This is a genomic window from Comamonas sp. B-9 (assembly GCF_000410635.1).
In the GTDB taxonomy this organism is placed as follows: Bacteria; Pseudomonadota; Gammaproteobacteria; order Burkholderiales; family Burkholderiaceae_C; genus Comamonas.
This window is the reverse complement of the sequence record NZ_KE148562.1, coordinates 7,049-20,164: the sequence shown is the minus strand read 5'-3', so window position 1 is coordinate 20,164 and position 13,116 is coordinate 7,049. Positions and strand designations below refer to the sequence as shown.

13 protein-coding genes are annotated in these 13,116 nt (G+C 61.5%); 1 reads left to right on the top strand and 12 read right to left on the bottom strand.

The genetic code is table 11. From position 1 onward, the window contains the following. Positions 1-2 precede the first annotated feature (2 nt). The 12 genes from fabZ to rpsB all read right to left on the bottom strand — a co-directional run bounded on the left by fabZ (position 3) and on the right by rpsB (position 11,750). A complete protein-coding gene (gene fabZ / locus H928_RS0111110; RefSeq protein WP_021026566.1) occupies positions 3-443 on the bottom strand; it encodes a 3-hydroxyacyl-ACP dehydratase FabZ in 441 nt (146 codons plus the stop codon). 12 nt (positions 444-455) lie between these two features. Further along, the gene (lpxD, locus tag H928_RS0111105; protein ID WP_021026565.1) at positions 456-1,442 is read right to left on the bottom strand and encodes a UDP-3-O-(3-hydroxymyristoyl)glucosamine N-acyltransferase; all 987 of its coding nucleotides are present in this window, start codon (positions 1,440-1,442) and stop codon (positions 456-458) included. 13 nt (positions 1,443-1,455) lie between these two features. Further along, positions 1,456-1,977 carry an OmpH family outer membrane protein gene (locus H928_RS0111100; protein ID WP_021026564.1) on the bottom strand — a complete coding sequence of 174 codons (522 nt, stop codon included), beginning with the start codon at positions 1,975-1,977 and terminating at the stop codon, positions 1,456-1,458. After that, entirely contained in the window at positions 1,977-4,217 is a 2,241-nt protein-coding gene (bamA, locus tag H928_RS0111095; protein WP_373604917.1) for an outer membrane protein assembly factor BamA, read from the bottom strand. Before bamA ends, H928_RS0111100 begins: the two co-directional genes overlap by 1 nt. A gap of 104 nt (positions 4,218-4,321) precedes the next feature. After that, positions 4,322-5,683: an RIP metalloprotease RseP gene (gene rseP / locus H928_RS0111090; RefSeq protein WP_021026562.1), complete on the bottom strand. Its 1,362-nt coding sequence runs from the start codon at positions 5,681-5,683 to the stop codon at positions 4,322-4,324. Positions 5,684-5,738: 55 nt separating this feature from the next. Next, complete coding sequence (ispC, locus tag H928_RS0111085; RefSeq protein ID WP_021026561.1) at positions 5,739-6,917, bottom strand: 1-deoxy-D-xylulose-5-phosphate reductoisomerase; 1,179 nt, start codon at positions 6,915-6,917, stop codon at positions 5,739-5,741. A gap of 8 nt (positions 6,918-6,925) precedes the next feature. Continuing rightward, positions 6,926-7,780 (bottom strand): phosphatidate cytidylyltransferase, encoded by an 855-nt coding sequence (locus H928_RS0111080; RefSeq protein ID WP_021026560.1) that lies wholly within the window; start codon positions 7,778-7,780, stop codon positions 6,926-6,928. 61 nt (positions 7,781-7,841) lie between these two features. Continuing rightward, positions 7,842-8,555: a polyprenyl diphosphate synthase gene (gene uppS, locus H928_RS0111075; protein WP_021026559.1), complete on the bottom strand. Its 714-nt coding sequence runs from the start codon at positions 8,553-8,555 to the stop codon at positions 7,842-7,844. Between the two features lie 27 nt (positions 8,556-8,582). Further along, a complete protein-coding gene (gene frr / locus H928_RS0111070; protein ID WP_021026558.1) occupies positions 8,583-9,143 on the bottom strand; it encodes a ribosome recycling factor in 561 nt (186 codons plus the stop codon). A gap of 49 nt (positions 9,144-9,192) precedes the next feature. Next, complete coding sequence (gene pyrH, locus H928_RS0111065) at positions 9,193-9,912, bottom strand: UMP kinase (protein WP_021026557.1); 720 nt, start codon at positions 9,910-9,912, stop codon at positions 9,193-9,195. 80 nt (positions 9,913-9,992) lie between these two features. Continuing rightward, the gene (gene tsf / locus H928_RS0111060; RefSeq protein ID WP_021026556.1) at positions 9,993-10,883 is read right to left on the bottom strand and encodes a translation elongation factor Ts; all 891 of its coding nucleotides are present in this window, start codon (positions 10,881-10,883) and stop codon (positions 9,993-9,995) included. A 114-nt stretch (positions 10,884-10,997) separates the two neighbouring features. After that, positions 10,998-11,750, bottom strand: a complete 753-nt coding sequence (gene rpsB / locus H928_RS0111055) for a 30S ribosomal protein S2 (RefSeq protein ID WP_021026555.1) — start codon at positions 11,748-11,750, stop codon at positions 10,998-11,000. A gap of 351 nt (positions 11,751-12,101) precedes the next feature. On the opposite strand from rpsB, the gene H928_RS27265 reads away from it, so the two are divergent. After that, positions 12,102-13,116: FAD-binding oxidoreductase (locus tag H928_RS27265; protein WP_204366303.1), on the top strand; the 1,015-nt coding region annotated here is incomplete at its 3' end.

The window sequence follows — 13,116 nt, the reverse complement described above, 5'->3', positions numbered from 1 at the left end:
CGTTATTCCACGTGGCGCATGGTGCACATCAGCTGTGCTTCTGCGGCGACTTCGCCTTCCACGCTGGCCACGGCATTGAACTTCCAGATACCGCCGCGCACGCGGTCAATGGTGATCTCCAGCACCAGCTGGTCTCCCGGCACCACCGGGCGCTTGAAGCGCGCCGAGTCGATACCGACAAAGTAGTAGATATTGTTTTCATCGGGCACCTGGCCCATGGCATCAAAGGCCAGCAGGCCAGCGGCCTGCGCCAAGGCTTCCAGGATCAGCACACCAGGCATCACAGGGCGGCCCGGGAAGTGACCGGTAAAGAACGGCTCATTGAAGGTGACGTTCTTGATCGCCTTGATGCGGGTGTTGCGCTCAAGCTCTTGCACGCGATCCACCAGCAAGAAGGGGTAGCGGTGAGGCAGCTGCTTGAGAATTGCTTGAATATCCATCATTGTGAACTCGGCTTAGCCGTTTTTCTGAGTTTGCTCCAAGGCCTTGATTCGGTCCCTCAACGCATGGAGATGTTTTAGGGTAGCGGCGTTCTTTTCCCAGCTGCCATTGTCGTCGATAGGAAAGAAGCCGGTGTACTGACCGGGCTGCCTGATCGAGCGACTGACCACGGTGGCCGCCGAAATATGTACATTGTCGGCGATTTCCAGGTGGCCAAGAATCATTCCAGCCCCTCCAATCGTGCAATGGCGTCCGATTTTGGCGCTTCCGGCGATGCCGACGCAGCCGGCCATGGCCGAATGCTCACCAATCTCGACGTTATGGCCGATCTGCACCTGGTTGTCGATCTTCACGCCATTGGCAATGATCGTGTCGCGCAGCGCTCCGCGATCAATGCAGGTGTTCGAGCCGATCTCGACATCATCGCCGATCTGCACACCACCCAGTTGCTCAATCTTGATCCAGCGCCCGCCCTCATTGGCAAAGCCAAAGCCGTCGCCGCCGATGACCGCACCGGGCTGCACCAGCACACGCTCGCCCAGCACGCAGTCGGCCCCGACGGTCACGCGCGAGGTCAGCACCGAATCGGCACCGATGACGGCACCGCTGGCGACATGGCACAGCGGCCCAATGGACGCAGAAGGGTGCACGATGGCACCCTCTTCCACCACCGCAGAGGGGTGGATACCGGCGGGCACCGGGCGTATCGCATGGTGCTTGCGCCACAGCTGCGTCAGCCGCGCAAAGTAGAGGTAGGGGTTGTCCACCACCAGGAAGGCGCCGCCACGCTGGCGCGCCTGCTCCTGCATCTGCGCACTGACGGCGATGCAGCCGGCCTTAGAGGCCAGCATCTGGGCCTGCAGCTTGGGGTTGCTGAGAAAACTGAAGTCCTGCGGACCGGCATCTTCGAGCGAGGCAATCGCCTGGATCTCCATCGCTGGATCTCCTTGCCGAAGCGCCCCTCCCAGGACCTCAATGATCTGAACTAGCTGCAGGCTCACGCGTACCTCTGTCTTACTTGGCAGGGGCAGAAGCGTTCAGGGCCTTCAGAACCTTTTCGGTGATGTCGAACTTGGGGTTGATGTAGACCGCTTCTTGCAGCACCACATCGTACTTTTCCTGCTCGGCCACTTGCTTGACGACCTTGTTGGCACGCTCGAGCACCTGGGACAGCTCTTCGCTCTTGCGGGCGCTGAGGTCTTCCTGGAATTCGCGGCGCTTGCGCTGGAATTCACGGTCCTGGTCCACCAGCTGGCGCTGGCGCGTCACGCGCTGGCTCTCGGACAGCGTTGGCGCGTCACGCTCAAACTTTTCGCCAGCGGTCTTCAGGGCATTACCCTGGTCCAGCAGGTCTTTTTCACGCTTGGAGAACTCGGCCTCCAGCTTGGTTTGCGCAGCCTTGGCGGCGTTGGCTTCGCGGAAGATGCGATCTGTATTGACAAAACCTGCCTTGAACTCTTGGGCCTGCGCTGCAGCGCCAAAGGACAGCGCTGCTGCCAATACCAGCAATGGGAAAGAACGAGATACGGTTTTCATTAGAAAGATGTTCCGATTTGGAATTGCAATTTCTGGATTTTATCGCCTGTGAATTTGCGAAATGGCTGAGCATACGCCAAACGCAGCGGTCCCAGTGGGGAAATCCAGCTCAACCCGATACCTGCAGACGCACGCATTTCATTCAGTTTCAAATCCTGCTCGTCACCCCAGACATTGCCCGCGTCCACAAAGGCAAACCAGCGGAAGGTACGATCGTTGCCGGTGCCGGGCATCGGGCCAATGAACTCGGCGTTCAAGGTGACCTTCTTGGAGCCGCCCAGCGTCGCGCCGGTCACGTCACGGGGACCGAGGGTGTTTTGCTCAAAGCCGCGCACCGAGCCCAGACCACCGGAGAAGTAGTTCTTGAACACGGGGAAGACCTTGCCGCCCATGCCCTTGCCCCAGCCGGCCTCGCCGTTCAGCGCAATGGTGTAGCGCTTGTTCAGTGGCAGGTACTGCTGGATCTGGTAGTTGCCCTTCAGATAGCGGGCATCACCAAACAGCGACCATTCGGAGTTCAGCTTCTGGAAGCGGCCCGAATTGGGCGCCAATGCGCTGTCACGGCTGTCACGCGACCAACCCAGGGTCAGCGGGAAGTTCAGGCTGGTGTCGCCGTAGCGGGTGGCGTAATCCAGGTAGGCCGCCGGCATGTTGGTGCCCAGCTTGATGCGGGTGTTTTCCAAGCCGCCGCCGACATAGATGGTGTCGAGCTCGCTGAACGGAATACCAAAGCGCACGCTGGCACCGGTGGTCACGATCTGGTAGTTGCCGCCCTGCTCGTCATAAGGACGGTCGGTACGGTAGTACATGTCGTAGGTACGCGAGATACCGTCCGGCGTGAAGTACGGGTCGGTCGTGCTCACCACCAGGGTGCGGTGGTACTTGCTGGTGTTGACGTCGATACCCAGGTAGTTGCCCGAGCCAAAGACGTTTTCCTGCTTGATACCAAAGGTCAGCGAGACCTTTTCAGCGCTGGAGTAACCGGCACCCAGCTGCAGCGAGCCGGTGGGCTTTTCCTGCACAGTGACATTGACGTCAACCTGGTCGGGCGCGCCGGGTACCTCTTGCGTGTCGATCGCGACATCGTTGAAGAAGCCCAGGCGGTCGACGCGATCGCGCGAGAGCTTGATCTTGTCCGAGTCGTACCAGGACGCCTCGTACTGACGCACTTCGCGGCGCACCACTTCATCACGCGTGCGGTTGTTGCCAGCGACGTTCACGCGGCGCACATAGGCGCGGCGCGATGGCTCGGCCTTGAGCACCAGCTCAACGCGGTTGTTCTCGCGGTCGATCTCGGGCACCGCTTCCACGCGCGAGAACGCATAGCCAAAGCTGCCGAAGTGGTCGGTAAAGCGCTTGGTGGTCTCGGTCACGCGGTCGGCGTTGTAGGGCTCACCGGGCTTGATCGAGATCAGCGACTTGAACTCGTCCTCGCGCTCCAGGTAGTTGCCCTCGAGCTTGACGCCCGAGACCACGTACTTGGGGCCTTCATGGATCTGCAGGTTGATCGAGATGCGCTCCTTGTCCGGCGAGATCGACACTTCGGTCGACTCGATGCGGAACTCCAGGTAGCCACGCGAGAGGTAGTAGGACTTGAGCGTCTCCAGGTCGGCATTGAACTTGGAGCTGGAGTAGCGGTCGCTCTTGGTGTACCAGCTGAGCCAGCCGCCGGTGTCCTGGTCGAACAGGTCGGTCAAGGTCGATTCCTTGAAGTCCTTGTTCCCGCTGATGTGGATTTCCTTGATCTTGGCCGCATCGCCTTCGGTGACGGTGAAGGTCAGGTTCACGCGGTTGCGCTCGATAGGCGTGACCGTGGTCACCACCTCTGCCGCATACAGGCTCTTGTTGATGTACTGGCGCTTGAGCTCTTGCTCGGCGCGGTCGGTCAGGGCCTTGTCGTAAGGACGGCCTTCGGTCAGGCCCACATCCCGCATGGCCTTTTTCATCGCGTCCTTGTCGAACTCCTTGGTGCCCAGGAAGTCGACGTTGGCAATGGTGGGGCGCTCTTCCACCACCACGACCAGCACATTGCCATTGGCTTCCAGGCGCACGTCCTTGAACAGGCCCAGCGCGAACAAGGAGCGAATGGCTGCCGATCCCTTTTCGTCGTTGTAGTCATCGCCCACATGCAAAGGCATGGACGCGAAGATGGTGCCCGGCTCTACGCGCTGCAGGCCTTCTACACGGATGTCCTGGATAGTGAATGGGTCCAAAGCCCACGACAGCTTGGCAAGCAGCATCAACGCAGCTGCAGCCGTGGTCTTGCGAAGAAGCGAAGAAGGGATGGAATATGTCATTTGTGATAGCAACCAGAGCCGCTCATTATGCAGCAGGGGCAAGAAAGTCAGCCCAAGAGCCGAGACAAATCGTTAAAGAACGCAATGCACATCATGAGCAGCAAAACGGCTATACCGCCTTTTTGCAAGCGCTCCATCCATTGCAGGGTGGGTGGCTTGCCAGTGACAGCCTCCCAAAGATAATACATCAGGTGACCGCCATCGAGCACCGGCAGCGGCAGCAGATTGAGCACGCCCAGACTGACGCTGATCAGGGCCAAAAAGGCCAGGTATTGGGTGAGGCCGACCTCGGCAGATTTACCCGCGTATTCGGCAATCGTCAGCGGCCCGCTGATGTTCTGCAGCGAGGCCTGGCCGATGACCATCTTGGCCATCATCTTGACCGTCAGCGCCGAGACTTCCCAGGTCTTTTGCGCACCCCGGGCAAGGCCTTCCCAGGGGCCATAGCGCACATCCACCATCGCAGGCGGCGCGCCGATGAAGGCGCCCAGGCGGCCGATCTTGCTGCCCTTGTCCTCGCTCTGCGCGAGCTGCACCGGCACATGCAGCTGCGCGCCGTTGCGCGACCCCAGCCAGTCCTGCAAGGCAGGCACGCCCTGCTCGCCCGATGCGCGAATCATGCGGCGCAGCTCGCCGCCATCGCCCACGCGCTGGCCATCGATGGACAGCACCTTGTCGCCCTTGCGCAGCGCCGACTGGGCCGCTGCACTGCCCGCCTCAAAGTCGCCCAGCACGGCATCAGTCCAGGGATGGGTCAACCCAATTTTTTCGACCAGCTTGGCATCGGCCTCGCGGGCATCGATGCTTGACAGCGGCAAGCGGTAGCTGCGCTCAGCTGCGCCAGCACCCGGGCGGGCGCTCAGCACCACATCCTTGCCACCCAGTGCAGCCTGCGCCACAAACCAGCGCAGGTCGTCAAGCGAACGCACCGCTTCTGGCTCCGCATCGGGGAAACCCATGGACACAATTTCTTCACCGCCTTGCATGCCCGCCTGGGCCAGCATGCTGGCAGCCGGTGGCGTGCCGACAATGGCCGCGGGCTCGCGCACACCCACCCAGTTCACACAGGCGTAGAGCAGCACGGCCAGCAGCAGATTTGCCAGCGGGCCTGCGGCCACGATGGCCGCGCGCGAGCGCAGCGGCTGCACATTGAAGGCCAGATGGCGCTCATGCGCGGCAACCGGCGCCTCACGCTCATCGAGCATGCGCACATAGCCGCCCAGCGGAATGGCGCTGATGACGAATTCGGTGTCTGCGCCTTTTTTCTTCCAGCGCAGCAGGGGGCGGCCGAACCCCAGCGAGAAACGCAGCACTTTCACGCCGCAAGCCACGGCCACGCGGTAGTGGCCATATTCGTGCACGGCGATCAAAACGGCCAGCGCAACGACAAATGCAACAACGGTCAACATTGCTCAAGCCCTTGCTATGAAAAACGCGATTCTACTGAGCCGGACAATAGCCCTGTCAAACGGCCAGCTCCGAAATAAGGCCTTCGGCATAGGCACGCACCTCGGCATCGAGCGCCAGCAGCGCATCGATGCTGTCCGGCGCCTGCGGCTGCACGCCTTCGAGTGCCTGCGCATTGACCTGGTAGATCTGGTCAAAGCGCATACGACCGTCCAGAAAAGCGGCGACCGCCACTTCGTTGGCAGCATTGAGCACCGTGGTCGTGCCATGGGGCGCACGCAGCGCCTGCCAGGACAGGTGCAGGCCAGGAAAGCGGGTTGCATCGGCCTCTTCAAAGGTCAGCGCCGATAGCTTGACGAAATCCAGTGGCGCCGCGCCACTGGCCACGCGCTCGGGCCAGGCCAGGCCACAGGCGATCGGCACGCGCATATCGGGCGTCCCCAGCTGGGCCAGCACCGAGGCATCGCAGAACTGCACCATCGAATGCACGATCTGCTGCGGATGGATCACCACCTTGATCTGCTCGGGCTGCAGGTTGAACAGCCAGCGCGCCTCGATCACCTCCAGCGCCTTGTTCATCATCGTCGCCGAGTCGATCGAGATCTTGCGGCCCATCGCAAAGTTGGGGTGGTTGCCCGCCTGCTGCGGCGTCACATCGCGCAGGCTCGATGGCTCACGGGTGCGGAACGGACCGCCCGAGGCCGTCAGGATGATGTGGTCCACGCGCTGGGGCCAGACCGCAGGGTCTTCGGGCAGGCACTGGAAGATGGCCGAATGCTCGCTGTCGATGGGCAGCAAGGTCGCGCCGCCGTCGGCCACCGCATCCATGAAGAGCTGGCCACCGACGACCAGGGCTTCCTTGTTGGCCAGCATCAAGCGCTTGCCGGCCTTGGCCGCTGCCATCGCAGGGCGCAGGCCGGCGGCGCCCACAATGGCCGCCATCACCGCATGCACATCGCTGTGGGAGGCCACCATCTCCAGCGCCGCCTCGCCTTCGAGCACTTCGACCCGGCTGCCTGCCGCTTGCAGGCCTGCGCGCAATTGGGCGGCAGCCGCAGCGCCGGTCATCACCGCATAGCGCGGCTGGAACTGCAGGCACTGCGCGAGCATCAGGTCCACGCGCGAATGCGCGCTCAGCGCAAAAACGCGGTAGAGGTCAGGGTGGCGCGCCACCACATCGAGCGTATTGGTTCCGATCGAGCCCGTCGATCCGAGCACGGTAACTTGCATGGTCATCGCGAGGTTCACTTATCCAAAAATTGCAGCAGCATCAGCGCCAGCGGCACCGTCGGCAAGATGGCATCGATACGGTCGAGCACACCACCATGGCCGGGCAGCAGATGGCTGCTGTCCTTCATGCCGGCGCTGCGCTTGACGAGGGACTCCACCAGGTCGCCGGCCACGCTCATGCCGGCCAGAAACACGCAGGACAGCACCATCAGCCAGGGCGAAAAATCCCAGAGCCGGCTGTAGAAGCTGGGCACCTGCGCGCCAAAATGGCGGTCCGCCCAGCTCCACACCAAGGCCATCAGCAGCACGCCCAGCGCGCCGCCCCATACGCCTTCCCAGCTTTTGCCTGGGCTGATGGCCGGCGCGAGCTTGTTCTTGGTAAAACGCAGACCGAACTGGCGGCCTGCAAAATAAGCGCCAATGTCGCCCATCCACACCAGGGCAAAGACCGACAGCAGAAAATTCACACCCATCCACTTGGCCTGTGCAATCGCCAGCCAGGCCACCCACAGCGCCAGCACACCCACGACCAGGCGCAGCGCACGCGGAATGGGCGCCCAGCCAGGCACGCCACCCTTGAGCAAGAAGGCGGCCAGCAGCACCCAGGCGGCACCAGCCACCAGCCACACAGCGGGAAGCGCCGCCTGCGTCCAGCCCATGGCCCAGGCAGCGCCGCACAGCAGCAACGCGACAGCCCCCAGGCCGTACGCGGCCATGCCTTGCAGGCCATTGAGGCGCCCCCACTCCCAGGCCGCGGCGACCACGGCCAACAGCATCAACGCAGCAAAGGGAACCGGATTGCCCGCGACGATGGCGGGCACCAGAATCAGCAGGAGAACAATGGCCGTGATGATGCGTTGTTTGAGCAAATGGATCTCCTGAAAAAAGAAAACTGATGCCTACAGCGGCAGGCATCAGCGGGCAGGGGCACTACGAGGGGGACTGGACCAGTTGCTCGGACGTCTTGCCAAAGCGGCGTTCGCGCCGCTGGAATTCGGCCACCGCCTCGTCCAGGGCCTGTTCGTCAAAATCAGGCCACCACTTGTCACTGAAATACAGCTCCGAATAGGCCGATTGCCACAGCAGAAAATTGCTGATGCGCATCTCGCCACCGGTTCGGATCAGCAGATCGGGGTCGGGCACATGGGCCAGGGCCATGGCATCGTTGAGGGCCACTTCGGTAATGGCCTGGCCCGCAGCGGCCAGCTTGGCTGCCGCCTGGGCAATATCCCAGCGGCCGCCGTAGTTGAAGCAGACGTTGAGCACCATGCGGTCGTTGTGGGCCGTGACCTGTTCGGCTTGCGCCAGACCCGCCTGCACCTTGGCAGACAGGGAGGCGCGGTCACCGACAAAGAACAAACGGATGCCGTCACGGGCCAGCGATGGCACTTCCTTGGCCAGTGCGCCGGCCAGCAGGTTCATCAGGCCATCGACCTCGTCGGTCGGCCGGTTCCAGTTCTCGGAAGAAAAGGCAAACACGGTGAGCACCTTGACGCCGCGCTCGGCACAGGCCTTGGCGCAGCGGCGCAGCGAGTCCACCCCTTGCTTGTGGCCTGCCAGGCGTGGCAGAAAACGGCGTTTGGCCCACCGGCCATTGCCATCCATCACGATGGCAATGTGGTGCGGTATTGCAGCAGCAGTCATGCGCGGAAAAACAGATCCAGACCTGGATCAGACCGCCATGATGTCTTTTTCTTTCTCGACCACCAGCTGGTCGATCAGCTGGATGTGCTTGTCGGTGATCTTCTGCACCTCGGCTTCCGAGCGCTTTTGGTCGTCTTCCGATGCTTCCTTGTCCTTGACCAGCTTCTTGACGCCTTCATTGGCATCGCGGCGCAGGTTGCGGATGGCGATCTTGGCGTTCTCGCCTTCGGCCTTGACCAGCTTGGTCATTTCCTTGCGGCGCTCTTCGCTCATGGGCGGCATCGGCACGCGGATCAGGTCGCCCATCGAGGCCGGGTTCAGGCCCAGGTCGCTTTCGCGGATGGCCTTTTCGACCTTGGCCGCCATGGCCTTTTCCCAAGGCGTCACGCTGATGGTGCGGCTGTCGATCAAGGCGACATTGGCCACTTGCGACAGCGGCATCATCGAGCCGTAGTAATCAACCTGGATGGTGTCCAGCAGCGCGGGATTGGCGCGGCCGGTGCGGATCTTGGTCAGGTTGTTTTTGAACGCGGCAATCGATTGGTCCATCTTGCCTTCGAGATTCTTCTTGATTTCTGCGACTGTCATTGTCAACTCCTAACTACCACATTCTGCTCTTGCACACGCCAGCCGCCCATCAGGCGTAGACCAGCGTGCCCTCTTCTTCGCCCATCACCACGCGCTTGAGCGCGCCACTCTTGACGATGGAGAATACACGGATGGGCAGCTTCTGATCACGGCACAGGGCGAAGGCCGTCGCATCCATGATGCCCAGGTTGCGGCTCATCGCCTCATCAAAACTCAGCTTGGTGTAGAGCGTGGCATTGGGATCCTTCATTGGATCGGCCGTGTAGACACCGTCGACCTTGGTGGCCTTGAGCACCAATTCTGCGCCAATTTCAGCACCGCGCAGCGCCGCTGCGGTATCGGTGGTGAAGAAGGGGTTGCCCGTACCTGCAGCAAACACCACGACCTTGCCCTCTTCGAGGTACTGCAGCGCCTTGGGACGCACATAGGGCTCGACCACCTGCTCAATCGCAATCGCCGACATCACGCGCGCGGTCAGGCCTTGCTTGTCCATCGCATCGGCCAGCGCCAGCGCATTCATCACCGTGGCCAACATGCCCATGTAATCGGCAGTGGCACGGTCCATACCGACCGAGCCGCCGGCCACGCCGCGGAAAATATTGCCGCCACCGATCACGACAGCGACCTGCACGCCCAGCCGAGTCACCTCGGCAATCTCCTCGACCATCCGCACAATGGTTGCGCGGTTGATGCCAAAAGCATCATCCCCCATCAGAGCTTCACCGGAGAGTTTGAGAAGAATGCGCTTGTGGGCAGGGCGTTGGGACATGGTGGAGAGCTCCAGGTGTGGGGGATGGGTGAAAAAACGATAGGTGAAACAAAGGGGCCGTAGCCCCTTTGTCAGGATGATTACTGGCCCTTGGCGGCCGCAACCTGCGCGGCGACCTCGGCAGCGAAGTCATCCACCTTCTTCTCAATGCCCTCACCCACCACGTAGAGCGTGAAGCTCTTGATCGAGGTGTTGGCGGCCTTGAGCATTTGCTCAACGGTTTGCTTGCCGTCAGCGGCCTTCACGAAGACCTGGTTGAACAGCGAGACTTCCTTGAGGTACTTCTGCACAGCGCCGTCCACCATCTTGGCAGCGATGTCAGCGGGCTTGCCCGACTCTTCAGCCTTGGCTGCAGCGACGGTGCGTTCCTTCTCGATCAGCTCGGCAGGCACGTCAGCGCTGGTCAGCGCCACGGGCTTCATCGCAGCCACGTGCATGGCCACGTCCTTGGCAGCTTGCGCGTCGCCTTCGAACTCGACCACCACACCGATGCGGGTGCCGTGCAGGTACAGCGCCAGGTTGCTGCCTTCGAAGCGCTTGAAGCGGCGGAACGACATGTTCTCACCGATCTTGCCGACCAGGCCCTTGCGCACGTCTTCCAGGGTGGGGCCAAAGCCGTCTTGCTCGTAAGCCAGTGCGCTCAAGGCTGCCACGTCGGCAGGGTTCTTTTCGGACACCAGCTTGGCCGCTGCATTGGCCAGAGCGATGAAGCTGTCGTTCTTGGAGACGAAGTCGGTTTCGCTGTTGACTTCGATGATCGCGCCATTGTTGCCTTCAACCACAGCGGCGATCACGCCTTCAGCGGCAATACGCGATGCTGCCTTGCCGGCCTTGGTGCCCAGCTTGACGCGCAGCAGCTCTTCAGCCTTGGCCATGTCGCCATCAGCCTCGGTCAGAGCCTTCTTGCATTCCATCATGGGCGCGTCGGTCTTAGCGCGCAGTTCTGCCACCATGCTTGCGGTAATTGCCATTTTTCTCTCTCCGTATTCAGTTCAGTTGGGGTGATTGTGGAAACGTAGGTAAAAAAAACGGGGCTAATCTGGAGCCCCGCTTTTCATTCGCGGCCCAATGGGCAGCCCTGTGGATTAAGCAGCGGTGTTTTCCACTTCCACAAACTCGTCGCCTTCTTCGCCGGAAGCAGCCTTGACCACATCGTTCACGGCGTTGGCACGGCCTTCCAGGATCGCGTCGGCGATACCGCGAGCATACAGCTCCACAGCCTTGGCCGAGTCATCGTTACCAGGGATCACGTAGTCGATACCTTCTGGGTTGTGGTTGGTGTCAACCACGCCGATCAGAGGAATGCCCAGCTTCTTGGCTTCAGCGATGGCAATCTTGTGGTAGCCCACGTCGATCACGAAAATGGCGTCGGGCAGTGCGTTCATGTCTTGAATGCCGCCGATGTCCTTTTCCAGCTTTTCCAGCTCACGAGCAAACATCAGTTGCTCTTTCTTGCTCATAGCTTCCAGGCCGGCTTCTTGCTGAGCCTTCATGTCCTTCAGACGCTTGATCGAGGTCTTGACGGTCTTGAAGTTGGTCAGCATGCCGCCCAACCAGCGTTGGTCGACGTAAGGCACGCCAGCACGTTGTGCTTCGGTGGCCAGGATTTCGCGCGCTTGGCGCTTGGTGCCCACCATCAAGATGGTGCCACGGTTGGCCGACAGCTGCTTGATGAACTTTTGTGCGTCCTGGAACAGAGGCAGGGTCTTTTCCAGGTTGATGATGTGAATCTTGTTGCGGCTACCGAAAATGTACTGGCCCATCTTGGGGTTCCAGAAACGGGTTTGGTGGCCAAAGTGGACGCCGGCTTCCAGCATCTCGCGCATCGTAACGGACATATATCTTCTCCGAAGGTTAGGTCTAAAATTCTGCCCAACTATCACGGCAGCCGTGCTTGTGCACCGCATGCCGCAACACCTTAGGTAGGCAGGTTTGCGATTTCGTTTTGAACCGATGTGGCAAGCCACACTCGGCAAAACCCTAGGATTCTAACATAGTCCGGCATGGGTCGCGAAGAAGTCGCGCCAACCCCACCTTGACGATTGCTTGCGTTTTTTGAACCACAGTGGCGCGCCTTACCACGGCGAGCGCAAAAAACTAGGCACAATCTGGCACTCGAACGCACGGCTTTTGCAAATGCTTGCACCGGCCGTGCCCCACTCTATGAACGGCCCCCTGTTTTTGTTGTTATGAAGATTGCGATCGTTGGAGCAGGCATTGCAGGCATTGCAACGGCCTTCGAGCTGATGGAGGCCGGCAACGAGGTCAGTGTTTTCGAGCAGCACCGCGCTGCTGGCGAAGAAGCCAGCTTTGCCCCCTCAGGCCTGATGTGGCCCTGCGCGATCAATCCCTGGGGCGCCACCGCCTTCCAGCAGGCCTTGCAGCTGGGCATGTCGCGCCCGGCCTTTGCCGAACTGCAGGTCCAGGGCAGCGTGCTCTCCTCTGCCCGCCGCTGGGCGCGCCGCCAGCAAGGCGTCGCCAAGAAGCTGCGCGACAGCGAAATCCTGCCTGCGCTGCAGTCGCTCGAGCTGCTGGCGATGCAGCGCATGCAGCATGTGCAGGAAATGCTCGAGATCAACGGCCAGTTCAGCCAGGGCCTGCTGCTGCCGCTGCGCAAGGAGCCCAGCGCCGCTGCACTGTATGAACTCACCCGGCGCCTGTCGGCCGCGCATATTGATTACCAGCGCTGCGACGAAGCCCAGACCCGCGCCATCGAGCCCGGCCTGGCCACCGAGATCCAGATTGCCGGCGCCCTGCACCTGCCCGAGGCCTGGTCCGGCAATGGGCGGCTGTTCTCGCAAGGGCTGCTGCAGGCGCTGCAAACGCATGGGCTGCAGCTGCACACCCAGCAGGCCGTCAGCGGCATCCAGAGCGCAGGCCAGGGCCTGCGCCTGCAACTGGCCAGTGGCACGCAGGATTTTGATGCGGTGGTGCTCTGCGCCGGTGCCCACACCAACCAGCTGCTGCGCCCGCACCATGTGCAGCTGCCCAGCGCCCCTATCTATAGCTATAGCGCCAGCATCCAGATCAGCGAAGAGTCGCTGGCGCCACGCCGCGCAGTCATCGATCTGGAAAATAACATGATTCTGACGCGCCAGGGCTCGCGCCTGCGCATCAGCGGCGGCGCCGAGCTGGGCTACCCCGACAGCCCCGAGCGCAGCAATGACGCCCGCCACGCACTTATCAGCGTGCTGCTCGAGTGGT

Bases quoted from the DNA above. Each gene is read 5' to 3' on its own strand.
- fabZ (WP_021026566.1), bottom strand. From the start codon at position 443: ATGATGGATATTCAAGCAATTCTCAAGCAGCTGCCTCACCGCTACCCC.
- H928_RS0111100 (WP_021026564.1), bottom strand. From the start codon at position 1,977: ATGAAAACCGTATCTCGTTCTTTCCCATTGCTGGTATTGGCAGCAGCG.
- bamA (WP_373604917.1), bottom strand. From the start codon at position 4,217: ATGCTGCTTGCCAAGCTGTCGTGGGCTTTGGACCCATTCACTATCCAG.
- rseP (WP_021026562.1), bottom strand. From the start codon at position 5,683: ATGTTGACCGTTGTTGCATTTGTCGTTGCGCTGGCCGTTTTGATCGCC.
- ispC (WP_021026561.1), bottom strand. From the start codon at position 6,917: ATGACCATGCAAGTTACCGTGCTCGGATCGACGGGCTCGATCGGAACC.
- uppS (WP_021026559.1), bottom strand. From the start codon at position 8,555: ATGACTGCTGCTGCAATACCGCACCACATTGCCATCGTGATGGATGGC.
- frr (WP_021026558.1), bottom strand. From the start codon at position 9,143: ATGACAGTCGCAGAAATCAAGAAGAATCTCGAAGGCAAGATGGACCAA.
- pyrH (WP_021026557.1), bottom strand. From the start codon at position 9,912: ATGTCCCAACGCCCTGCCCACAAGCGCATTCTTCTCAAACTCTCCGGT.
- tsf (WP_021026556.1), bottom strand. From the start codon at position 10,883: ATGGCAATTACCGCAAGCATGGTGGCAGAACTGCGCGCTAAGACCGAC.
- rpsB (WP_021026555.1), bottom strand. From the start codon at position 11,750: ATGTCCGTTACGATGCGCGAGATGCTGGAAGCCGGCGTCCACTTTGGC.